16 protein-coding genes are annotated in these 25573 nt (G+C 49.8%); 10 read left to right on the top strand and 6 right to left on the bottom strand.

The genetic code is table 11. The features are described from left to right. Positions 1–33: 33 nt before the first annotated feature. Both L6472_RS12880 and L6472_RS12885 read right to left on the bottom strand, forming a co-directional pair. Positions 34–2040 (bottom strand): sialate O-acetylesterase, encoded by a 2007-nt coding sequence (locus tag L6472_RS12880; protein ID WP_237805743.1) that lies wholly within the window; start codon positions 2038–2040, stop codon positions 34–36. A 228-nt stretch (positions 2041–2268) separates the two neighbouring features. Continuing rightward, complete coding sequence (locus L6472_RS12885; protein WP_237805744.1) at positions 2269–4437, bottom strand: alpha-galactosidase; 2169 nt, start codon at positions 4435–4437, stop codon at positions 2269–2271. A 215-nt stretch (positions 4438–4652) separates the two neighbouring features. Between L6472_RS12885 and L6472_RS12890 the strand changes: the two genes are divergently transcribed. From L6472_RS12890 to L6472_RS12915, 6 genes are all read left to right on the top strand, one after another. Then, on the top strand, positions 4653–8630 hold the full coding sequence (locus tag L6472_RS12890) for a two-component regulator propeller domain-containing protein (RefSeq protein WP_237805746.1): 3978 nt from the start codon (positions 4653–4655) through the stop codon (positions 8628–8630). 105 nt (positions 8631–8735) lie between these two features. Beyond that, positions 8736–10712 (top strand): alpha-galactosidase, encoded by a 1977-nt coding sequence (locus L6472_RS12895; protein WP_237805748.1) that lies wholly within the window; start codon positions 8736–8738, stop codon positions 10710–10712. Next, positions 10709–12940, top strand: a complete 2232-nt coding sequence (locus L6472_RS12900; RefSeq protein WP_237805750.1) for an alpha-galactosidase — start codon at positions 10709–10711, stop codon at positions 12938–12940. Before L6472_RS12895 ends, L6472_RS12900 begins: the two co-directional genes overlap by 4 nt. Next, a complete protein-coding gene (locus L6472_RS12905) occupies positions 12937–15117 on the top strand; it encodes a GH92 family glycosyl hydrolase (protein WP_237805752.1) in 2181 nt (726 codons plus the stop codon). The genes L6472_RS12900 and L6472_RS12905 overlap by 4 nt, the downstream gene beginning before the upstream one ends. Positions 15118–15587: 470 nt before the next feature. Beyond that, entirely contained in the window at positions 15588–17747 is a 2160-nt protein-coding gene (locus tag L6472_RS12910; RefSeq protein WP_370640857.1) for a TonB-dependent receptor, read from the top strand. Between the two features lie 11 nt (positions 17748–17758). Further along, positions 17759–18964: a DUF4374 domain-containing protein gene (locus L6472_RS12915; protein ID WP_237805754.1), complete on the top strand. Its 1206-nt coding sequence runs from the start codon at positions 17759–17761 to the stop codon at positions 18962–18964. Positions 18965–19119: 155 nt separating this feature from the next. Here the strand turns inward: L6472_RS12915 and L6472_RS12920 are convergent, their stop codons facing one another. Then, complete coding sequence (locus L6472_RS12920; protein WP_237805756.1) at positions 19120–20049, bottom strand: site-specific tyrosine recombinase; 930 nt, start codon at positions 20047–20049, stop codon at positions 19120–19122. A 158-nt stretch (positions 20050–20207) separates the two neighbouring features. On the opposite strand from L6472_RS12920, the gene aroQ reads away from it, so the two are divergent. The 4 genes from aroQ to L6472_RS12940 are packed head-to-tail and all read left to right on the top strand — an operon-like array spanning position 20208 to position 22862. After that, entirely contained in the window at positions 20208–20624 is a 417-nt protein-coding gene (gene aroQ / locus L6472_RS12925; protein WP_237805758.1) for a type II 3-dehydroquinate dehydratase, read from the top strand. Then, positions 20621–21247, top strand: a complete 627-nt coding sequence (locus L6472_RS12930; RefSeq protein WP_237805760.1) for an O-methyltransferase — start codon at positions 20621–20623, stop codon at positions 21245–21247. The genes aroQ and L6472_RS12930 overlap by 4 nt, the downstream gene beginning before the upstream one ends. A gap of 24 nt (positions 21248–21271) precedes the next feature. Next, positions 21272–21607: a 30S ribosome-binding factor RbfA gene (gene rbfA, locus L6472_RS12935; protein WP_237805762.1), complete on the top strand. Its 336-nt coding sequence runs from the start codon at positions 21272–21274 to the stop codon at positions 21605–21607. Between the two features lie 25 nt (positions 21608–21632). Next, the gene (locus L6472_RS12940; protein WP_237805764.1) at positions 21633–22862 is read left to right on the top strand and encodes an FtsX-like permease family protein; all 1230 of its coding nucleotides are present in this window, start codon (positions 21633–21635) and stop codon (positions 22860–22862) included. A 3-nt stretch (positions 22863–22865) separates the two neighbouring features. Here L6472_RS12940 and dusB read toward each other — a convergent pair whose 3' ends face one another. From dusB to L6472_RS12955, 3 genes are all read right to left on the bottom strand, one after another. Next, a complete protein-coding gene (dusB, locus tag L6472_RS12945) occupies positions 22866–23846 on the bottom strand; it encodes a tRNA dihydrouridine synthase DusB (protein WP_237805765.1) in 981 nt (326 codons plus the stop codon). A gap of 122 nt (positions 23847–23968) precedes the next feature. After that, a complete protein-coding gene (gene dprA, locus L6472_RS12950; RefSeq protein ID WP_237805768.1) occupies positions 23969–25096 on the bottom strand; it encodes a DNA-processing protein DprA in 1128 nt (375 codons plus the stop codon). Next, on the bottom strand, positions 25093–25494 hold the full coding sequence (locus L6472_RS12955) for a thioesterase family protein (protein ID WP_237805770.1): 402 nt from the start codon (positions 25492–25494) through the stop codon (positions 25093–25095). The genes dprA and L6472_RS12955 overlap by 4 nt, the downstream gene beginning before the upstream one ends. Between the last annotated feature and the right edge of the window lie 79 nt (positions 25495–25573).

A 25573-nucleotide genomic window follows, 5' to 3' on the forward strand; every position in this document is an offset into this window, starting at 1 on the left:
TAACTCCCTTTTTGCTTTCCGGGGAAAGCTCCATCAGTTCGCTTGGTGATTGTTAATGGATAGCCCTGGCCAATCATCGGTGCGGAAAGGTACACAGGGCAGACCTTCGCCATTCTGCAAATTACAGAGCGGATTGACATGCCAAGCATAGCGAACGGCAATGGGCGATATGACATCCGGACACGTCACCACTACGCTTTGCCCCTCAATACGAGCATCAGCCCAATGCCAACGATGGTCACTGCCCGCAATGGCAAAACCCCTTAATGGTCCACCATCAGCAGAACGCAGTCCTTTCGCATGGTCGAAAGAGATACGGATGCTATTGCCTTCTATCTGATAGCCAGAGTAGAGCGGACCTGAATATTCCAACTGCTGTTCGCCATAGGTCTTTGCGCGAGCAATAAGTCCTAGACGTCGGCCCACTTCCTGTTTGTTGCGTGGATGAATATCGCCAGCTTCGCCTATATCAATAAGGCATGCCAGTCCAGAATTCTCCACATGTTGTGCCGCCATGGCTTGTGCTTCTCGCACTTCAGCCCATTCATCATCGCCAGGTTCGGTCTGCAATTGCTTGTAGTTGGCCAACTGTACGATATAGAAGGGAAAATCATACCCCCACTTTGTGCGCCAATCTCGAATCATCAATGGAAGCAATTCGCGGTATTGGTAGCCCTTGTGCTCGTTATTACAGCCCTGATACCAAATCGTTCCACGAATGGCAAAGCCAACGAGAGGATTGATCATGGCATTATAAAGTACGGTTACCTGATTGGGTGAGGATGTATTGTTGACAGGAATACGAGGCAACAGAGACATTGGTGTTGTTGTTTTATAGTGCCAATCTCCAGCCAGCATGATGCGTTCGCCCTTACATTCTAAATATAGTTGGTCAGCAGGACTATAAATGCCACCGTCGCCACCGGTATCTATGACATGAACAGAAAGAACGCTGCGACCAGCTTTTACCAAGTGTGAAGGGATGGTATAGTTACGCATTTCGCCATAGCTGTTGGTCTGGCCTACCAAATTACCATTGAAATACGTGAAATCAATATCATCGACAAGTCCGCCCATAGAGAGTTTCACCTCTTTGCCAGCCCAGGATTTCGGTATATCAATGGTTCTGCGTAGCCATGCTGCGCCATCATAATCTGCAAGTCCTGCACGCTCCCATTGAACAGGAACGGCCATGGTAGGCCACTGGCTATCGTTCAGCGTTGAACTTGCCCATACTGCCTTTTCGCCCTCATATCCCGGATCGAGGCTGCGTACTTTTTGTTTCCACTCGTCAAGTTGGTCGAGGTATATTTGTTCTCGTTCAGCCTTGTCTTCAGGCAGGTTGCCGACTGCTTCCAAAGCATCCTTCATGTCGGGATGAAGTCTGAGTGCTTCCGCACTGGTCCACGGTTCGATGAATGTGCCTCCCCATGAAGCATCGATTAACCCCACAGGCACGTTTTGAGACTTGTGTATCTCCCGCCCGAAGAAGTAACCCGTTGCCGAGAACTCCTTAACACTTCGAGCTGAGCACACTTGCCATCCACCCCCTAAGTTGGTCTCCATGTCATTCAGAGGCTTTGGCGAGATGTTTTTACGAACCTGCAACAAACGGATATTTGCATATTGGTTGGCTTCTTGCTTCTCCTGTTCGTAGTTCTTAACCTGTGACCATCCATCGATGGGCATCTCCATATTGGATTGACCTGAGCATAGCCACACCTCGCCAACCATGACATTTTCCAATTTTATTTTCTGGCCATCACTGATTGTAATGGTGTAAGGACCTCCTGCCTGAGGGGTTCGCAGCGTCGTGCGCCAATAGCCTTTCGAGTTGGCGGTGGTTGTGATGGTGGCGTTGTCCCACGATGCGGTGACGGTAACTTTCTTTCCGGCTTTTGCCATTCCCCAGATAGGCGCATTCGTCTGCTGTTGAATCACCATGTTACTTGAGAACAATGGGGGCATGACGGGGCGTGCATATAAATGCAGTGAGGCGACAATCGCCAGTGAGGCGGTGATTAATTTTCTAGGTTTCATAATTATATTGGTTTGACATAATTTGTTAGTTGCAAAAGTATAAAATAATGTTGAGTGACAACAAAACTTTTCATTCAGATTAAAACACTATTTGTTCAGAATCGTCATTTTCGTCTTCAAAACGCATTTTGTCGTGCCTGGCATATTCCGAATAAAGACTGCCGTATGCGTCTCGAATACGGCAGTCAAAGAATAAACCTAAAACTACGAATTACTATATAACAATTACTATTCTTTTACGATTTCAACGATGTGGCTCACCAATGGGTTTGCCGATGTCACTTTCAATCCCACCTTCATCAGATAGTCGCCTGTATAAACCTTGTCATGACAGTCAAGCCAGCTCTGCTGTTGGGGCATCAAGCATATCTCGCGCACACGGTAACGGGCGTTGGCATCCAAGCCACGCAGGCACACAGGCAGTTGCACATCGGTGACACGAGGATGAATGTCGTAAGCGAACAGCAGTGCATGAGAACTGTCGTCGCTGACACGTTGCAGGACGCAGTGCTCGGTCTCATAGGGCGACACAAGTCGATAGAGATTAGGCGAATAAATAATTGGTTTCAGCCTGTTGTATTCGCGGATGGCCTCACGACAATACAGCTTGTCCTGTTCTGACATATTTGCCAAATCTATATCAAAACCAAGTTTGCAAGTGAAGTCCACATCAAGTCGGAATTTTACACTTGCCTGGCGATTCCAATTCGTGACATGCGAGCACATGGCCTTTGAGGGCATGAACTGTGAGTAGCCCCATTGTATGTAGAGACGAGACACGGGGTCGGTGTTGTCAGAGCACCAGAACTCGGTGAAGTATTTCAGTCCTTCAAAGTCGGAGCGACCGCCGCCACCCGAACACATCATCATATATAGATCTGGGTAGGTCGTGTGTATTCTCTGCAATACGCGATAGAGTCCACGAACATAGTCAACATACAGGTTACCTTGATTCTCTTTCTCGTAGGGTGAGAAAATATTTGTAATGGGCGAGTTGCAGTCCCACTTCATGAACTTCAGCTGTGGGTTTTCTTTCATCAGTCCATCAACGACACCATAGACAAAGTCTTGCACCTGTGGATTCGCAAGGTCGAGCACCAGCTGATTACGGAAATAATAGGTTTCCCGGTTGGGCAGTTTAATCATCCAATCAGGATGTTTCTTTGCCAATTCACTTTGCGGGTTTACCATCTCTGGCTCAATCCAGATACCAAAGGCGACACCCGTCTCATTTGCTTTCCTGACAAGATACGGAATGCCATTGGGCAGTTTTGAGCGTGTCGGCTGCCAGTCGCCTAAGCCGGCATGATCGTCTTTTCTCGGATATTTGTTGCCAAACCATCCATCATCGAGCAGGAAGAGGTCAACGCCCAAGTCTTTGGCCTCACCGAAGAGAGCCGTGAGTTTTTGCTCGTCAAAATCGAAATAAGTGTTTTCCCAATTGTTAAGCAGTGTCATGCGGTCTTCTTTTCCCTTGTTAAGCTGATGGTTAATGGCCCAGCGTTGGAATCGGCGACTACCCTCGCCTGCACCATTCTGAGAGAGTGTGAAGTAGAAGTCTGGCGTCCGGAACACCTCTCCTTTCTTTAATAGATAGGTTGATGCATCAGGGTTGATGCCACTGATGACACGAAGCTGTCGCTGATGGTCAACCTCAAAAGTAAATCGGAAATTGCCTGTCCAGCCAATCGTGCCCATCAGGACAGTACCTTCTTCCTCGGCTACAGGGCGCCCTAAGCCCACCTCGAAGAAAGGTTGGGCAAATAGGGTAGACCGTGTGCCAAGTCTTGAATCCACAATCTTTTTACCAAATACTAATTCCTGACTCTTCATTTGCATTTCGCGTATCCATTCGCTCGAGAATTCCGTAAGGAAGTATTTCTCGGCTTCGAAATACAACATGCTGGAAGCATATCGCGAAATATATACTTTTCCCTTCTCCTGATGACTAATCTCACTCCACTGCTTGATGATGTCTTCTTCAGGATAGACCACATAGTGAAGGACGACCGTCACTGGGTAGAGTTCATCACGTAGCGTTATAGATGTCTCATGATCCTTTTGTGTATGCGACACATATTTAAGTATGCTGGTCGGATGTCCATCTGCATGACGAATCTCGAAAGCAGGCTCATAGAAATCCTCACTGCCCATGACAGGATAGACCTCGCTCCCTTGCGTCATCGTGCTGCTCGAGCCACTCACTCTTGGCATGTTTAGTAGTTCCAACGAGGTATCTTCCGTCAGACGCTGTCCCAGATAGGTTTGATACAATCGTCCGTCGTCCTTGACTTGAAGTACCAGTTGCGTACTTTTTGTCTTGATGCTGATGTTTGTCTTTTCAGCCTGTATGCCTATCGCCATCAGCAATAAGGCAAAAGTGATTAGTTGTTTCATGTGTTACTTCTGTTTTGTGCTGCAAAATTAGTAGAAATAGCCGTTACTTGCAAAACGATACGTCTCGAAGAATGACACTTTTGAGGAGTATAAGACCGCGTGCGACAAACGTCGCCTAATTTGCTACATCTGTTGCAATTTTATTTAAGCATTGACAGCAAGAATCTCGCTAAATATTACTATTTTTGCATCCAAATAAATATTATTGCACCTAAATGATGAAAGATATCATAAGAATCGTGACCCTATCATTCGCTATCGTTATGGGTTGCCAAAATTGTTGGGCTATCGATGCAAACCTTGTTTACTACTTCACCCATTTAGACAACCGGAATGGGTTGTCGGAAAACGATGTTAAGAGCATTGTGCAGGACCGATGGGGACTCATCTGGCTGGGCACCAAAAACGGACTTGACCGTTATGACGGTCGCCAACTGAAGCACTATGATGTCACAGATCATGTCGTCAATCGTGGCAATCATAACATTTCTGCATTGATGGAAGACACAAATGGGCAATTATGGGTGGGAACAGACAAAGGTGTGTTTATCTTTAACCCTGTCATAGAAACGTTTTCTTCGTTCGATGTAGCTTCTCAAGACAACAAGCAGATACGTAACTGGATAGCAGAGATCAAACAAGATGGAAACGGAAATATCTGGATTGTTTCTCCCATAGAAGGTGTGTTCCGCTATGATATGGAACGCCAGAGCTTGCAACGCTATGCAACCAGACGTCAGTCAGACGATGCCACTTTCGATCCTCAAAGCATGTGCATCCGGGATGATGGAACAGTGTGGATCGGCACTGCGGGGCAAGGACTCTTCCTGTTAGACCAACAGACCGGACGCATGAAGCAATTCTCGGAAGGCTTGTTGGGACAAGACATCTATAAGCTGACCAATTATGGTGATTGGATATTAGTCGGTGAGCACGAAGGCCAACTAAAGAAATTCAATCCCCAGACAAATGAATTGAAAACCGTAGATGCACAGAATGTACACTATAAGATTATACGCGCCATCGATTTTTATCAGGAGAACATCTATGTAGCCACCCAGGATGGTCTTTATATTATTAACGAACGCCAGCATACCGAGCAGCGTCTCTGCGAGGGTGGCATCATCCCCAACACACTCAGTGACAACATGCTTTACACGCTCTATCGCGACCGCGAAGGCGGACTCTGGATCGGTACGATGCAAAGCGGAGTCAACTACATGCCGCCACGTGGCATACATTTTTATAGCTATATCCCCACAGGACTTCCCGGCTCCCTGAGCAACAAGCACATCCGTGAGATGCAGTGTGATCACAATGGAGACATCTGGATATCAATGGAAGAAGGACATATCAACGTGTTCCATCCAGACCTGCAGATATTTGAAAAGCTTCCCACTCCGCAGTACAAAGGCGGCACAAACCGATTGGCATTGATGGTCGATGATGACTATGTGTGGTCAGGCCTATTCAAGAATGGCCTTGACATCATCAGTGTGAAAACACATCAGATTAAGCATTATTCCCCCGAACAACTTGGTCTGCAGAGCGAAGGATCTGTCTATGCGCTTTTCAAAGACCACGATGGAAATATCTGGCTGGGAACAGCCAAGGGCGTTTATATAAGAAGCGACAATATGCGTTTCAACAAGGTGACCGGCATTCCCGATATCTTTGTGCAGGATATTGTACAGGATTTCGCTGGTGACATTTGGATTTCCACCATTGGCAGTGGCGTGTTCCGATACGACGTACGCTCTGGACGCGCCCAGCAGTATCTTTCAGATTCTAACAGCATCAGTTCCAATGATGTGTCAAGCATCAGCATCGACCATCAAGGGCATCTCTGGTTTGCCACCGACAGAGGCGGTATTTGTACGTATAATCCAAACACAAAGAAGTGGCAGTCGTGGAGTCGTTCAGACGGACTACCGGACGATGTGACCTACAAGGTGTTGGAAGATTCTCTCCACAGGCTGTGGTTCGGAACGAATCATGGATTGGTTTGCGGCAATTTTGAAGAGAACATCACCTTGGTTTATCCAAACAGCAATGGACTGCCAGGCAACCAGTACAACTATAAATCGGCGGTCATCGGAGCCGATGGAACCTTCTATTTTGGCGGGACACAGGGCATTGTGGCTTTTGATCCGATGCTGGCAGGAAAAGACCAACAGGGGAAAGTGCTGATCACCAATTTGCGCGTGGACCGTCAGGATATTCTTCCTGGCGAAAGCGACATTATCGAAGCCAACATTATCGAAGCCAAGGAAATTCACTTGCCTCATGATTTTTCCAGTTTCTCTCTTAGCGTGTCCTCCCTCAATTATCGTGGTGTAGAAGGAGACAGCTATGAATATCAACTCAGTGGGGTCGATAATTCCTGGATACTGGTCCGCAACAATGATGAAGACATCAGTTTCTCGCGTCTTCAGCCAGGCACCTACACATTTCGTGTACGTCCTGCCGGTGGCGACGAAATCACAGAATTGCGTGTCATCGTGGCCTATCCTTGGTGGCTTTCTCCCATCATGAAGATCATTTATTTCGTGTTGCTGAGCATGGTCTCTTATGCTGTTTATCGCATTCTGCAACAGCGTCAACGCCAAAAGGAGAAAGAACGTCAGGAACGATTTGTGGAAGAGAAAGACAAAGAATTGCTTCAGTCGAAGATCAACTTCTTCACCGATATCACACATGAAATACGAACTCCGCTGACGTTGATAAACGGATCGGTTGAAAACATGAACGACCAGCAGGTTGACAATCCCAACCTACTGAAAGACATCAAGGCAATAGGGAAGAACACAAAGCGATTGTTAAACCTGATTAATCAATTGCTGGATTTCCGCAAGGTTGAATCAAACAGTGTCAATCTTTCTTTTGTCAACATCAATTTGAATGCTATGCTCACCAGCATCGTGGACCGCTTTGAGCCTGCTATCAGTCGCATGAACAAGACCATCAGCCTTGACATCGAGACCGAAGGGATTGTCTTGCAAGCAGACAGTGAAGCCATGACCAAGATGATAAGCAACCTGCTTAACAATGCTCGTAAGTATAGCGAATCCTTCATACAGGTTTCTGCACGCACGAATGATGAGCAGCTCCAGATCCACGTCATCAACGATGGCGACAAAATACCTGAAGACAAGGCAGAATACATCTTTCAACCTTTCACCCAGTTAGACAGCACTCATGTGCAGTCTGGCTCAGGCTTAGGACTGTCTATGGCGCGCTCATTGGCTGAGATGCATGGCGGCTCTCTGACTGTCAACACGCTTTCAGAGTACAACGATTTTGTTTTGACATTGCCTTTGCATCAAGAGCATGTTATAGAGATGGAAAGCCCTGCCGAATTTTCAATTTCGCCCGCTAATGTCGTATTAGATAATATGGTGGAAGATGGTTCGGCTGCAATCGGCAACAACGCTCACGAGCATACCATTCTTGTCGTTGAGGACAACGAGGAGGTTATGCAAATGATTGTTGACGGTCTATCGCCCCATTATCAGGTGGTCAAGGCCAAAGATGGTGCTCAAGGTCTTGCCAAGGCACATCGCGACCATGTAGATCTTGTGGTAAGCGATATTATGATGCCTGTGATGGATGGATTGGAAATGTGCCGCAAGATGAAAGAAGACATGGAGACCAGCCACATTCCGGTAGTGATGCTGACAGCCCGACAGACATTAGACAATCGGTTAGAGGGATTGCGTGCAGGAGCCGACGCATACATCGAGAAGCCCTTCTCATTTGCTCATCTGCTCACACAGATAGAAACCCTACTACAGAATCGTCAGCGAGAACGCGAAAGCTTCGTAAAACGTCCTTATCTGCCGGTACAATCAAGTGGCATTTCCAAGGTCGAGGAGCTGTTTATCAGTCAGATTACCGAGAAGATCATCAAGAACATCCACCAGTCAGAGTTTAATGTAGAGCAGCTGGCTGCAGAAATGTGCATGAGTCGCAGCAGTCTTCACAGAAAGATCAAGGAAGTGAGTGACATGACGCCCATTGATTTTATCCGTCTGATTCGTTTGAAGAAGGCAGCAGAACTTATCCGCGAGAAAGGCTATCGTTCTAACGAGGTTTGCGAAATGGTTGGCATTAACTCTCCAAGCTATTTTATCAAACTTTTCCAGAAGCAATTTGGCATGACACCAAAGGAATTCGCCATGAAAAAGGAGTGATTGCAACATTTCTTCTATATATTGGCAAAGATCTCAATCTACAGACTGTTGCGTTTTGTGTAATTTTGCACACAGAATTTTAAAACAATCTGTATATTTATAATTATGGAAATGAAAGCTCAGCACTTTTTACCCCTTCTTGTGTCGTTGTGTTTGCTGATGACAGGATGCAGCGAAACAAAAGATGTGACCCAAGGCAAATGGTCTCTATCCTATCATCATGGCGTCAACATTCTGCGCGGACAAGAAAGGATTGCCACCAACATGACTGCTGAATACCGTCTTGAAGACGAAACCGTCATCAGCACCCAAGCATATAAGAAGCCAACGTTTACGGTCAAGCGGATTGCTGATCAATTTGGCAAAGGAAAACTTTGGACCATCACATATACCAGCCAGTTGCTTCCAACACTGACTCAGCATTTCTATGTCTATGATGATTTCATCCTGACCGATGTCAGTGTGTCGTCCGAAAAGGGCATACGTTCTAATTATATTGCTCCCATCGTCATGGACCACGCAGAAGCATCTCTGATAGGAAAGGATCAGCGTGCACTGTTTGTGCCGTTTGACAATGATGCCTGGGTGCGTTTTTCATCACGACAGTTGCCCGACACAGCCAAGTTCCGTTCTTATGAGGTAACAGCTTTATATAATCCACAAAGCAGACACGGACTGGTGATTGGTGCCATAGATCATGACGTATGGAAGAATGCTGTTGACCTGAATTGCTCTGCTTTGCAACTCCGGGCATATAGTGGCGTTGCTGATCATCTGACACGCGACAAACTGTCTCATGGCTGCGTAGCAGGACTGCAAGTGACTTCTGCACGGATGATGATTGGCATCTATGACGACTGGCGGCAGGGCATGGAGCGCTTTGCTCAGGCCAATGCCATCGTCACGCCACCTCGTCACTGGACGCAAGCAATGCCCGTGGGCTGGAACTCATGGGGCGCTTTGGCTTTCAAGGTCAATCACGACAATTCCACCCGCATCTCCGACTTCTTCGCTCAAGAGTTGCAGCCACGTTCGTTTGTAAATGCTGAAGGCTTGCTCTACACAGGCTTAGATTCTGGCTGGAACAATTTTTCTGAAGAGGAGCTAATGGACTTTGCTAATCGCTGTGTTCAGAACCATCAGGTGCCATGTATCTATTGGACGCCATTCACAGACTGGGGAAAGAATCCCGAGCGTGAAGTACCCGGTGCTGAGTCGTTTAAATATAAAGATCTCTATTTATATGCCAACGGAGAGCCGCAGGATCTGGACGGTGCCTATGCCATCGACCCTACTCATCCGGCTGTGAAAGCCATGATGGAGCAGACACACGACCTATTTCGCCGTTGCGGTTACAAGTATGTCAAGATGGATTTCATGACCCATGGACGCATGGAAGCCGATGCGTGGTACCGCTCAGACATCACCACGGGCACCCAGGCTTATAACTATGGCATGCACCTCTTGGACAGCATCTTTTCCGACATGTATCTCAATCTGAGTATCTCACCGATCTTCCCTTCTCAGTATGCTCAAAGTCGTCGCATTGCCTGTGATGCCTGGAACAAGATAAAAGATACGGAATATACCATGAATGCCTTGTCGTACGGTTGGTGGATAGATGGCGTCTATCAATATAACGATGCCGACCACGTGGTGTTGCGCGATGCCACCGATGGTGAGAACCGCGCCCGCATCACTTCAAGTGTGATTACTGGTCTCTATATCACTGGTGACGACTTCGCTGCCGACAGTATGGCTATTGCCCGTGCTCAGCTCTATCTGACCAATCCCGACATTAATGGTCTGGCCACAGGCAGGTCGTTCCGTCCGCTATTAGGCGACAACGAACAGTCGGAACATGTGTTCCTACGCACCGAACCCGATGGAACCATTCACCTGGCGGTGTTTAACTACACCGACCAGCCTATGGCCTTCCACTTCGACAAGCACCTGATTCTGTTAGACGAAGGCAAAACCTACGAGGTGAAAGAACTGTGGAGCCACAAGAATGTGGGGATAGACGATGCTATTTCGATACCCGGCAAGGATGTAAAAGTGTTCAGAATAAAGGCCCTATGAGAAAAATTGTTTTATTACTTTTTGCCTTTGCCCTTTGTGCAAAGGGATTGGCCATCGATTTTGCAAGTAATGGATGGACCATACATTTAGATCAAGCCACCCTACGATTGAATATAGACCATCATGGTCGCAGACTGATGACGGATGCCTTTGCTGAGGCAAAACTAGGCGATCATACACTATTCTCCTACGACGCCACCTCTTTCGATGCTGTAGAGAAAGACGTTGCCGACGGGTTTGGAACAGGGCGTCAACTATGTATCACCTACAAATTGAAAGATGGCGTGACGCTGATACAGACCCTGTCATGCTATGAGTCACAACCTTATGTCGTGGCGCAACTGGCCATAACAACAAATGGTCAGGAGACGGGCAGCAACTACATGTTGCCGCTCAAGAGTGTTACGGTCAGCAGCTTGATGCCTGCCGGCAAAAAGAACCGTGTGCTTTTTGTGCCATGGGACAACGATGCCTTTATCCGATATGCTTCCAACAGCTTGCGGGGTGAAGTGCATTCCTATGCCGTGACAGCCATCTATAATACCGACACACGCGGTGGCTTGGTGTGCGGAGCTCTTGATCATGACCTGTGGAAAAGTGCTATCAGGGTGAATGGCTCCGACTATGACCAGATTCATGAGCTGGCTCTCATCTCGGGCTATACCGACGAGCACTCGCATGACTCCATACAGAGTGAGCAGATGGTGATGCCTCATGGCACAGTCGTTGCCGACACAGTGCGCTCGGCACGTTTCATGATGGGCTGGTTTGACGACTGGCGCACAGGCATGGAAACGTTCGGCAAGGCTTGCACACTTGTTGCGCCCAAACGGGAATGGGCTGGCGGTGCTCCTTATGGCTGGAGCTCGTGGGGCGTACAGTCAACAGACATCTCCTATCAGGGAGTCATCGACTGCGGCAACTTTATCCGCGACCATCTGGTGGCACACGGCTTTCACGACCGCGAAGGACGTGTGGTCTTGAGTCTGGATGCGTGGTGGAACGACAACCTCACTACGCAGCAGGTAAAGGACTTCGTGAGCTACTGTAAGGAGAACAAGATGATTCCCGGCCTTTATTACGGATCCTTTTGCCGATTTGGCGACTTGCAGAGCTACGTGCCGGGAACCAGCAATAAGTATCGCTTTCGCGATATCGCACTGAAGGTGCATGGACGCTATAAGGTCATTGACGGGGCCTACTGTCTGGACCCCACGCATGTAGGCACTAAACAGTTCATGCTGAACGAGATGCAGAAGTTCAAGTCGTGGGGCATCGAATATCTGAAATGCGACTTCATGTCGAACGGTGCTATCGAGGCTGACGAATGGTATAACAAAGACTGTCACACGGGGATACAGGCCTATAATGAGGGCATGGCATGCCTGATGCGCTATGCCGGCAACATGTATATAGACCTGAGCATAGCACCCATATTCCCCTATCAGTATGCACACGGCCGACGAATCTCGTGCGACGCATGGGGAGCCATGGACCACACGAAATACGTGATGAACAATGTCAGCTATGGCTGGTGGCTGAATCAGGTTTATGTGGCCAACGACCCTGACCACATGGTGATGGCTATGCGCCAAGAGGCTGGAGGCATACAAAGTGAGGGGGCCAACCGGGCACGCATCACCAGCGGTGCCGTGGTAGGTGCTTTCCTGACGGGCGACAATTTCAGTCCGAACGTGGTTCTGCACCATGACGGTGGGAAGGTGGGGCCCAACTACTATGAAACGTCGCAGCAGCGTGCCTTGACGTATCTGACAAATGAAGATATCAACGAGATACCGCGCACCTGTGGGTCCTTCAGACCTATTTATGGCAATGCCTCTACAAGTGATGGAGCAGAGTCGCTCATGACCTATGAGAACGACAAGTATGTCTATGTGGCAGTCTTCAACTATCAGATGCTCATGCCTATGGCTGGACAGTTGCCTTTTGCAGATCTGGACATTGATGCTGCCAGCATCAAAGAGATCAAAGAATTGTGGATGGGCAGTGTGGTAAGTCATAGTTCTACAGGATTCCAGTATAGTGTACCTGCCTGTGATGCGCGCGTCTATCGCATCGAAAAGAAAGGGCTGTCGGGTATTACACATGCAGACAAAGCACTACTCCCAAGTGCGGCTTCTGTCTTCGACCTTCAAGGTCGCAGAGTGGCAGACGGACTGAAGCGCGGCATGTATATTAGAAACGGGAAAAAATATATCGTCAAATGAACTTGAAACACATTGTGGGGCTCATCCTTGTGATGATGTCTGCATGCCACACACAGGCTGGCCAGCACACTCAGTTTGTCAACCCATTTATTGGCACTGGAGCCGTCGAGAACTCGCTGTCAGGCAATTGCTATCCTGGAGCCACAGTGCCCTTCGGCATGGTGCAGCTCAGTCCTGACACGCAAGCCTCGCCAGACTGGGACAAGGCTTCGGGCTATGACTATAATGACTCGCACCTGTGTGGATTCAGTCATACAAGACTTAGTGGCACGGGCGCTTGCGACCTGATCGACTTGCTGCTGATGCCTTCAACAACCGACAGAACCTGGTCCGTCCTTCAACACGACCATGAGGTTGCTCATCCTGGCTATTATGCGATTCTTCTGGAAGACAGCATCAAGGCAGAGCTGACGGCCACAGCTCATACGGGCTTGCACCGATATAGCTACCCCAAGGGCAAGCCTCGGCGGTTGCTCATCGATTTAGACCATTCGGCACCGAAAGGCTCCTGGGACCGCCATATCATTCAATCACAACTGCGCATCGTCAGTCCCACGGTTGTTGAGGGCTACCGCATCATCACGGGATGGGCAAAGCTACGTCGTGTGTACTTCCACATGGAGCTATCTCAGCAGATCGCATCTTTCGACATGACAGATGGCGACCGTCATGCTGGCACAACCAGTGTGGTCAATGGCAAAGCGCTGAAGGCATGGATTTCTACTAATGACACAGACGAGGCACCGCTGGTGGTAAAGGTCGCACTATCCACAACGAGCATTGAGAATGCACGCTTGAACATGGAGCGAGAGGCCTCATCATGGGACTTTGATGCATACACAGAAAGGGCTGATGAACAGTGGGAGAAGATGCTAAGTCGCATCGAGGTGGAAGGTGACGGTCAGGACATGCAGAAGTTCTACACCTCTCTCTATCATGCTTTCATTCAGCCAAACGTCATGAGCGATGTCAATGGTGACTATACGGCTACTGACTATTCTACGCGTCGCATGGCTCAGGGACAGGCATACTATTCTACTTTCTCGCTATGGGACACCTTTCGTGCAGCGCATCCGCTATACACGCTCATCGCTCCACAGCAAAATGCACAGTTTGTCAACTCCATGTTGACGCATTTCGATAGCTATGGCTATCTGCCCATTTGGGATCTCTGGGGACAGGACAACTACTGCATGATAGGCAACCATGCGATTCCTGTGGTGGCTGATGCGGTAATGAAAGGCTTGCCGGGCATCGATGCCGAGCGTGCCTTGAAAGCTTGTGTGGCATCGGCTACCATCTCGCACCCGGGATCGCCCTTCGAATTGTGGGAGCAGTATGGCTATATGCCTGAAGACAAGCAGTCGCAGTCGGTCAGCATCACGCTCGAACAGGCTTTCGATGATTGGTGCGTGGCGCAGTTGGCTCGCTATTTGGGTCATGAAGATATCTATAAACGTTTTATTGGTCGTAGCCAGAACTATCGTCATATCTTCAATCCTTCTAATGGCTTCTTTCAGGCTAAGACTTCTGATGGAAGCTGGCTTACACCTTTTGAGCCGTTGCGATATGGCGCTAATGGCAATTATCCTTATACAGAAGGTAATGCTTGGCAGTGGTCGTGGTATGTGCCTCACGATATTGACGGTCTCATCGCCTTGCAGGGGGGAGCAAAGGCATTCTGCCAACGACTAGACCGTTTCTTCTCACTTGAAGACAGAAGTGGCGAAAAGAACGACAATGCTTCTGGCTTTATTGGTCAGTATGTTCACGGCAACGAGCCCAGCCATCATGTGGCCTATCTGTATGCCTACGCCGGACAACCGCGCAAGACACAGCGCCTAGTCCGCCATATATGCTCCGAGCTCTACAACACCAGCAGCAATGGTTACGTCGGCAACGATGACTGTGGCGAAATGTCGTCGTGGTATGTATTCTCGTCGATGGGGTTCTATCCGGTTTGTCCGGTAGGCGGCCAGTATGTCGTCGGTACGCCAATATTCGATCGGGTCGTCATTCATTTGGCAAACGATAGAAAGTTTGAGATTATAGCGCATCGAAAGAATCCTTCCGACTTCTATATACGCTCCATGAGACTGAATGGGAAAACTCATAAGCAGTATGTACTACAACACGACGACATCGCAAGGGGTGGGCGTTTGGATGTCTATATGTAGCTGATGGAATCCAGGTGGTGGTGATGTAGCGTAACCATTGTGGCACTTTTGATTAACTAAACTGGCGGAATAGCAAACCTATTCTGCCCCAATTACAACCGTAAACCAACCATTTTATTCCAATCGTAGCCCCTGGAGTGCTCGCGTCTAGCCCCTAGATTACTCCCCTCTAGCCCCTGAACTGTTCCTTTCCAGCCCCTGAATTGGAGCATTCCAGGGGCTGTATGGATATCAATAGTTTAACTCTTGCATCACTATACCTACACTATTGAACGCTAAAACGAGCCCTTTTCACCGATGAAATGGGCTTTTTTCTTTTCTACCCTTCGCGCATCGGGGGCGCAAGTTGAGCTGTGCGATGGTGGAATATCATGATTTTTAGGTATTGTGAGGATTGGGGAATCATTGTAATTTTGCACCGCCTTAGAAAGGCAAAGGTAGAAAGATTGTAAAATTAGTGATTATATACGATGTGGTTAGGTAAAAAAACAATGCTGGGCATCCTTGTTGGTATGGCTGTCTGCGAAGTGGCAGAGGCACAGGTGGGCAAGGATACCATCAAACTGAAAGAAGTACAAATCGTGGGAAAGTCGCAGGCTCGTCGTCTGCACGAACAGGCGTATGCCGTGTCGGTATTGGACCTGAAGAAGCAATACATGGCGGCGGCACCACTGAACAAGCTGCTGAACACGGTGTCGTCGGTCAGAATCAGAGAGGACGGCGGACTGGGTTCTGACTATAGCTTCACGATGAATGGCTTCTCGGGCAATCAGGTGAAGTTCTTCATGGACGGCATTCCGATGGACAACTTCGGTTCGTCGTTCAATCTGGCCAGCATCTCGGCCAACATGGCAGATCGCATCGAGGTGTATAAGGGCGTGCTGCCCGTGTCGCTGGGTAGCGACGCACTGGGTGGCGCGGTGAACATCGTGACACGTGCCAACGCCAACTACCTGGATGCGACCTACAGCATCGGCTCGTTTGGCACACACCGCGTGGCAGTGAACGGTGCCTATACCAATAGCAACGGTTTCACCGTGCGCACGAATGCTTTCTACAACTATTCGGAAAACGACTACAGGGTGGATGCACCCATCGTTGACCTGAACAGCGGACTGACCATTGGCGAACAGCGCGTGAAACGCTTCAACGACCGTTACCACTCGATGGGCTTGCGCCTGGAGACGGGACTGGTGAACAAAACGTGGGCCGACTACCTGCTGCTGGGCGTGATTGCCTCAGAGAACCACAAGCAGATTCAGACAGGTGCCACGATGGATGCCGTGTATGGCAACGTGAAGCAGCGCAGCTATTCGCTGATTCCCAGCCTGCGCTATAAGAAGACCGACCTCTTCATGCCTGGTCTGGACCTGACCTTCTATGCCACCTACAACATGGTGAAAGACCGCAACACAGACACGGCTGCCGTGCGCTACAACTGGCTGGGCGAGCATGTGAAATCGATCAGCAGGGGCGAGGGCTACCTGACCGACGCGACCATTCGCAACCGCGAGTGGCAGGCCACGGCCAACCTGAACTACGTGATTGACGAGCACCAGACGATGACACTGAACCACGTGCTGACTGCCCTCCGCCACAAACAGGACGACCCGGAGTATCCTGACTATCCCATGAACAATGTGGCTCAGATACTGACGAAGAACATCACTGGTCTGGGCTATCAGATGCGCTTGGGCGGTTGGACTGCCAACGTGTTTGGTAAGTTCTATCAGATGCACTCGTCAACCCATAAGCTGTTCGATCAGTTCCTAGCCACCGAGCGCTACGAACAGGTGAGCGCCGACAAACATCAGTTTGGCTATGGTGCCGCTGCCACCTACTTCTTCCTGCCTGGACTGCAGGCCAAGGTGAGCTTCGAGCAGGCCTACCGCATGCCAGAGGCTGTGGAGCTTTTTGGCGACGGCTTCTTGCAGAAGAGCAACACCGACCTGCGCCCTGAGAGTTCGAGAAACCTGAACGCGGGACTGCTGTTCGACCGCACACTGGGTGAGCATCATGTGGCTGTCGAGGCCAACTATATCTATCGATACACAAAAGACTTTATATATAAAGGTATGAGCCTGACCAACAATCCCACCACGTCTTTCGATAATGTGGGCAAGGCCATCACACATGGCATCGAGACCAGCGTGCAGTATGACTATAAACGCATGGCACATGCTGGTTTCAACCTGACCTATCAGGACATTAAGGACCGGCAGAAGACGGAAGGAACCACCAACTCGTATGTGAACAACGGCATCGCCGAGAACCTCACCTATGGTCAGCGTATGCCAAACATCCCCTATTTCTTCCTGAACGGCGACCTGAGTTGGAACTTCAACAATCTCTTTGCCAAAGGCAACACGCTCACCGTGGCCTATGGCTGCAACTACGTGTATAAGTATTATCTCAGCTTCCCTGGTCTGGGACGCCCCGACAGCAAGAAGTACATCCCCACCCAGTGGTCGCATAATGCCTCACTGACCTACCTGATGAGTGGCGGCAAATACAGCGTGGCCCTGGAGTGCACCAACCTGACCAACGAGCAGCTCTACGACAACTACAGACTGCAAAAGCCTGGACGTGCCATCAATATGAAATTCCGTGTTTATCTCACCAAAATGTAATGAACCAGACAATGAAAAAGTTTTTCTCAATGATAATCGCTGCCCTCGCTGTTGTGCTCGCCTCGTGCGATGAAGATATGGGCAGCACCGAAGTGCCTAACCAGCCCTATGTGCTGGCTCTCGGCATCACTGCCAACAATACCACCACTTACTATGTGGTGACCACCGACGATCTGATGCGTACCGACAGAACTATCAATGCCTTGGGCAATGGTATCGAACAGACTGGCTATCGCGACTATCAGCAGGCCGAACAGACGGTGTTCTCTATTGGCGGCATGGGCGTGACCAGTGCCACCGGCATTCAGCGCGACGGCAATGGCTATATCCAGGAACGTGGCAACTTCGTGTTCAACGAGACACCTATCGGTTTCTGTCAGGTGGATGACAACCACATGGCTGCTCTTGAAATGCCTGCATCAACCAATAAGGGCGGACTGCTCACCTTCTACACCGTAGATATCAACACACTGGCACTCGACCATCAGGTGAGCACCACCCCCGTGGCACCCATGGACGACCATGACTGGCCCTACGTGACCGGCATGCAGTATGCCGGTGGCAATCTTTATGTGAGCTACGAGCCCATGAATCCCAATACGTTCAGTTCTGACTATGCTGATACGGCCTTTGTGGCGGTCTATTCTTATCCCGACTGCCAGTTCAAGACACTCATCAAAGACGAGCGCTTTGGCAATATCGGTTCATGGAATGCCTTCAACGGGTTGCAGAAAGACGAGCATGGCGATCTCTATGCCATGTCGAACACGTCGATGGCAAATGGCTTCTCTCAGTCGCCCAAGAACTCGGGTTTCCTGAAAATCAAGGCAGGCGAAACGAAGTTCGACCCCGACTATACTTTCGACTACCAGGCGCTGACAGGTCAGAAGGTGGCTCACTGGCTCTATCTGGGAGACGGAAAGGTCTTTGCCGAGGTGACCACACGTCTGGATGCTGCTCCATGGAGTGATGCCGACTTGAAGTGCTGTGTGATAGACTTGGTGAAGAAGACATCGACAGACGTGACAGGCATTCCCGTTCATAATGGCAACGGTGGTCGCCGTTTTGCCTGCTTTGCAGAAAACGGATTTGTATATACACCCATTGCCACCGATGGCGGTGTCTATATCTATCGCACAGAGATAGCTACTGGCAAGGCAGTGCGCGGTTCACGTATAGAAGCTAGTTTCGTGGGTGGGGTGTTTAAAGTTAAATAAGGAGACCCACCCCCTACCCCTCCCTGTGGAGGGAGGGGAGTAAATAGAAAGAAGTGCATAGCGGTAAGATCCGTTATGCACTTCTTTTGTTTGTTCGTAAAAAAGTATGTTCGTTAAAAAAGTATGTTCGTAAAAAAAAGTATGTTCGTTTGTTATTATGTCTTTACCTCGTTATTATGTCTTAAATTCCGCGGATGATGCTCCAGTATCTCGCGGCGAAGACTTTGTGTAGAGATGTGTGTATAGATCTCGGTGGTGCCTATGGACTCGTGGCCCAATAAGGCCTGTATCACCCTCAGGTCGGCGCCCCCTTCAAGCATGGCGGTGGCAAACGAGTGGCGCAACGTGTGGGGCGAGATGGTCTTATGGATGCCTGCTATGGCAGCTTGATCCTTTAGCATGATGAGTATCATGGTGCGTGTGAGGTGAGCGCCACGACGGTTCAGGAACACATAGTCCTCCTCGCCGGGCTTGATGTTCAGCGAGTTGCGCCAAGGCAGGTAATCCTCAATCTCATGAAGCGCTCGCTCAGAGATGGGCACCAACCGCTCCTTAGACCCTTTGCCCATGATGCGCAGGTAACGCTCGTCCTCGTAGAGGTCGGACCACCGCAGGTTGACTAGTTCGGAGACGCGCAGTCCACATGAGAACAGCACCTCGATGATGGCGCGGTTGCGATGACCTTCAGGCTTGGAAAGGTCGATGGAATCTTCTAAAAGGTCCACCTCGCCCGGTGTCAGAAACTCGGGCAGATGTTCTCCCAGAACGGGCGACTCGAGCAATTCGGTGGGGTCGCTGTCCAGATAGCCGTCGAGCACCAGAAAGCGATAGAAAGCCCTGACGCCACTCAAGATGCGGCATTGCGAACGAGGCCCAATGCCGATGTCATGCAACTGTGCGGCAAAGGCCTGCAGATGAGGCAGCTGCACATCGACCACACTGATGCCCTCGCCCTGCAGATAGCCCAGCAGCTTCTGCAGGTCGCGGCGATACGCATCGAGCGTGTTAGGCGACACGCTGCGTTGCAGTTTCAGATAGCGTTGATAGTCAATCACTATCTTTTTGGTCATCTCATCCACTTTCATCGCAGCAAAGTTACACTTTTTTCAAGAAAATCATCCTCTTTTCAATTATTTTATTTACCTTTGCAACCATAGGCTGCTGTGCTCAGTTGTGCATGGCTGTATTGTCAGCACTATAGCATTCGCGTGATGGTGGCCTTGTCGAGACAAACCAGAAGAAAATGAAAATCCAGATTATCAATGGCCCCAACCTCAATTTGTTGGGGAAACGAGAGCCAGGCATCTATGGTCAACAGTCGTTTGAGGACTATCTGAAAGAGTTGCGCACACAGTATCCCGATGTGCAGATAGACTACTATCAGAGCAACATCGAGGGTGAGCTGATCAACAAGATGCAGGAGGTGGGCTTCACATACGACGGCATCGTGCTGAATGCTGGTGCCTATACACACACCAGCATTGCGCTGCAAGACTGTATCCGCTCGCTGAAGAGCCCCGTCATCGAGGTGCACATCTCGAATGTCCATCAGCGCGAGGAGTTCCGCCATCACTCTATGATATCGTGTGCCTGCAAAGGCGTGATTTGTGGTTTCGGCATGAACAGCTACCGCTTGGCCGTCGAGGCTCTGAAGGCATGACGATAGACGAGTATATCCTGAAGCACATAGACCGGGAGCCAGAATATCTGTACAGGCTGTACCGTGCCACCAATATCTATATGTTGCACGGACGAATGGCCAGCGGACATCTGCAGGGACGACTGCTGAAGATGCTGGTGCAGATGATACGCCCGAAGAACATTCTGGAGGTGGGCACGTTCAGTGGCTACAGCGCCCTGTGCATGGCCGAAGGTCTGGAAGAAGGCGGCCGGCTCTACACCTTCGAGATCAACGACGAACAGGAAGACTTTACGCGGCCGTGGATTGAGAACTCGCCCGTAGCCGATAAGATAACATTTATCATTGGCGATGCCATCAGCCAAGCGCCGAAGTTGGGTGTCACCTTCGATATGGCTTTTATCGATGGCGACAAGCGCACGTATAAGGAGACCTACGAGATGGTGCTCTCTGTGTTGCGCCCCGGCGGTTTCATCTTGGCCGACAACACGCTGTGGGATGGACATGTGGTGGATCCTGCCTATCAGAAAGATTCGCAGACCCACGGCATTGAGACCTTCAACGACATGGTGGCACAAGACGACAGAGTGGAGAAAGTGATACTGCCCCTGCGCGACGGACTGACATTAATCAGAAAAAAATAAAACGCTTTTAAAGAGATAAATACTATGCAAGAAACAAGACAGAACAAGATAGCAAGACTGCTGCAGAAGGAACTGAGCCTGATTTTTCAGGAACAGACACGTGCCATGCACGGCGTAATGGTCAGCGTGACCCGCACCAAGGTGTCGCCAGACCTCAGCATCTGCACGGCATATCTCAGCATCTTCCCTTCAGACAAGGGTGAGGAGATACTGAAGAACGTAGAGAATAGCGCTTCACAGATTCGCTATTCGCTGGGACAGCGCGTGCGCCATCAGCTGCGCATCATCCCCGAGCTGCGCTTCTTCATCGACGACAGTCTGGATTATATTGAGCGTATCGATGAACTACTGAAAAAGTGAGACGTGAAGAATTGGCTGTTGTCGCATGAATTTTCCCTTTTACATAGCTAAGCGCTATATCTTTTCGAAGAAGTCAACCAACGTTATCAACCTCATCAGCGGCATCTCCGTGCTGGGGGTGGCTGTGGCTACGATGGCATTGATAGTCACGCTGAGCGTGTTCAACGGGTTCAGCGACCTGGTGGCAACCCTCTTTACGGCTTTCGACCCGCAGATAGAGATCACACCGACACAGGGTAAGACAGCGCCTGCCGACGATCCCGTGCTGACTGAGATTCGCCAACTGCCACAGATTGACGTGGCGACCGAGTGTGTAGAAGACCAAGCGCTGGCAGTCTATAACGGAAGACAGGCGATGGTGCAGATAAAAGGCGTGGATGACAACTTCGACCAACTGACGCACATCCGCGAGATATTGATGGGCGATGGCACCTTTGAACTGCATGCTGCCGACATACAGTATGGCATCATGGGCGTACGACTGGCCGACCAGTTGGGCACAGGCATCTACTTTGACCAACCGCTGAAAATATATGCGCCAAGACGCGAGGGGCAGTTGGACTTGAGCGATCCTGCCGATGGATTCGTGGAAGATGAGCTCTACTCGCCCAACTGCGTGTTTGAGGTGCTACAGGGAAAATATGACAGCCGCTATATCCTGACCAGTATTGGCTTTGCTCGTCGCATCTTCGACCAGCAAGGCATGATTTCATCGCTTGAGCTACGTCTGAAGCCCGGTAGCGATTTTGAGGAAACAAAGGCGGAAATAAAACGTATTGCGGGCGATAGCTATCAGGTATTAGACCGCTTTGAGCAGCAGGAAGACACATTTCGTATCATGAAGATAGAGAAGCTGATAGCCTATATCTTCCTGACCTTCATCCTGCTGGTGGCATGTTTCAACATCATTGGCTCGCTGTCAATGCTCATCATCGACAAGAAGGATGATGTGCAGACGCTACGCAACCTGGGCGCCAACGACCGTCAGGTGTCTCAGATCTTCCTATTAGAAGGCTGTATGATCTCATTTTTCGGCGCTTTCATCGGTGTTTTAGTGGGCTTATTGCTTTGCGTTTTACAGCAGCAGTTCGGCATTATTGGCCTTGGCTCCACGCAGGGCTCGTTTATTGTCGATGCCTATCCGGTGAGTGTTCATCCCACAGATGTGATACTTGTCTTTCTGACGGTCATCGTCGTGGGATTCCTTTCGGTGTGGTATCCCGTTCATTACTTCTCGCGCCGGCTATTGAAGTAGGCGCTATCCCAATAGTTTTCTGGTGTCTTCGAGGATGGCGAGCAACTCGTCCATCTTGTTGGTGCGCAACATGGCGATGCGCGTCTGGCGGAAGTTTGGTATAGCCTTGAAAATAGGCGTGGCCGCCAAATGGCGACGGGTATGAAGGATGCCACGAAGTTCGTCGATGCGTTCCACATTGATGCGCAGTTGCTCTTCAAGAACATCCAATTTCTGGTTGAAATCGAAAGTCTCGTCGGTGGTGCCGTGATCCAGATAGTCGCGAATCTCCTTGAAGATCCAAGGGCGTCCGAAGGTGGCGCGTCCCACCATGATAGCATCTACACCATACTGTTCAAAGGCCCGCTTAGCCTCTTCGGGCGAGGTGATGTCGCCATTGCCGATGACAGGTATTGTGATGCGAGGATTGCGTTTCACCTCGCCAATCAGAGTCCAGTCGGCCTCGCCAGTGTACATCTGAGCACGCGTACGCCCATGAATGGTGAGAGCCTGGATGCCGCAGTCCTGCAACTGTTCGGCCAGGTCGGTGATGATCAGCTGTTCGTGGTTCCAGCCTAAGCGCGTCTTCACGGTGACGGGCAACTTGACGGCATCCACCACCTTACGTGTGATTTCCAGCATCAGAGGAATGTTCTGCAGCATGCCGGCGCCAGCACCTTTGCCAGCCACTTTCTTCACCGGACAACCAAAGTTCAGGTCGATGAGATCAGGACCGGCCTGTTCTACGATCTTAGCAGCTTCGACCATCGCATCCACGTCGCGACCATAGATTTGAATACCTACGGGGCGCTCTTCGTCACTGATGACCAGCTTCTGCTGCGTCGTCTTCACATCGCGTATCAAGGCCTCGGCACTGACAAACTCAGTATATACCATAGAAGCACCGAAGCGCTTGCAAAGCAGACGGAACCCAATGTCGGTGACATCCTCCATCGGTGCCAGAAACACCGGCTGCGAACCAAATTCAATATTTCCTATTTTCATCTTCTTTTCTTGTATTCCCTTTTTGATTTTCCAATATTCCCAATTTCTCGTCTTTGTAGTCCTGATTTGTTTTTCCAGCAATCCTAATGCCCCTCTTTCAAGAGGTTGCTTTTGGCGCTGCGCTATTTCAGCAGGTGATAGGTGCCGCCAGCCATGGGGCGCACCACACCTTTCATTTCCAGTTGAAAGAGGAGGGCTGTGAGCTGGCCGACAGGCATGTGCGACTTCAGCGACAAGTGGTCCATTTGCAGGTCGCCAATGGCACCAAGCACGTCAACAATGGTCTGTTCCTCGGGCGAGAGACTGGGAAAGAGGTCACGTTCAATCCCCTTATCGTGTGCCTGCTTCAGTTGTTGGTCAGACTGCCACCCCATGAATGCCACGAAGTCATCGGCATTGGTGATGAGCTGAGCACCGTTGTCACGAATCAAGTTATTGCAGCCCTCGCTGTAAGGAGCTCCTATAGGCCCAGGAAAAGCAAACACCGAACGGTTGTAGTCCATAGCGATGCGTGCGGTGATGAGCCCTCCACCTTTGGCAGCACTTTCCACTAAGATGGTAGCATCGCTCATGCCAGCCACGATACGGTTGCGCTTCACGAAGTTGATCTTGTCAGAACGAGTCTGCGACACATATTCTGTGAGCAGTCCTCCACGGTTGACCATCTGTTTGGCCGTGTCGCGATGAACAGAAGGATAGAGGTCATCGAGTCCGTGGGCCAACACCCCCAACGTGTCATAGCCGTTCTCCAAAGCCTGTCGGTGGGCATTGATATCTACGCCATAGGCCAGTCCGCTGACAATCAGCACATCAGGACAAAGTCTCTTCAGGTCGCGAATAAAGTGTTGAATCAGGTCTTTGCCGTAGGTGGTGCAGTGGCGAGTGCCAATCAAGTTGATGACACGACGTTGATTGAGTGGTGCCGAGCCCAGATAGTACAGGATGATTGGCGCATCGGGGCATTCGCAGAGACGCTGCGGGTAGAACTCGTCGCCCAGCAACAACGGCTGAATACGGTGTTTACTGATGAACTCCATCTCCTCGGCAGCACGCGCCAAAGGCAATGACCAGTCTCTCAGGTTCTCAGCCAAACGGTCAGAGCAGTCGGGCATCACCTCTTTTATATCATTGCGGTGTTCATAGACGGCCTTACCTCCACCAAGCTCGCGATACAGCTGCAGCGCAGTCTGGAAGTTGAAACCCGTCATGCGGGTCAGCGCAATGGTATAATAGACTTCTTCGTCGTTCATTGAATGAATTTTTGAAAGGCCGCGTCATAGTCTTCGCTATTGCCCAGACGACCATTGATGAGACACACCAGCTCTATTTTACCGCGAAAGCACAACTGTTCGTCGCTGGCACGATAGATATCTTGATGGAACACATACTTGATGCCTTCCTTGGTGAGGTTCAGTCGTGAGATAAACTCATCATCGGGTCGCAGGGGCACCTTGTATTGCAGTTGCATGCGTGCCACGACGGCGTCAACGCCTTTGTTGTGCATCTCGGCAAACGACAGACCGCACTCTTTCAGGAAGAGGTGGCGGGTGTGCTCGCAGTAGTGCACATACTGAGCATTGTTAACGATTCCCTCTATGTCGCATTCGTAGTCACGAACCTCCATGCGTGTCTCAAAAATGTATTTCATATTGCTGAGTGTTTATGCGGATGCAAAGTTACAAATAAAATCTCAAACCCTTTGACATTTTAAATAAAATGAGTAACTT

Origin of the sequence: Prevotella sp. E13-17 (genome assembly GCF_022024035.1) — a bacterium.
In the GTDB taxonomy this organism is placed as follows: Bacteria; Bacteroidota; Bacteroidia; order Bacteroidales; family Bacteroidaceae; genus Prevotella.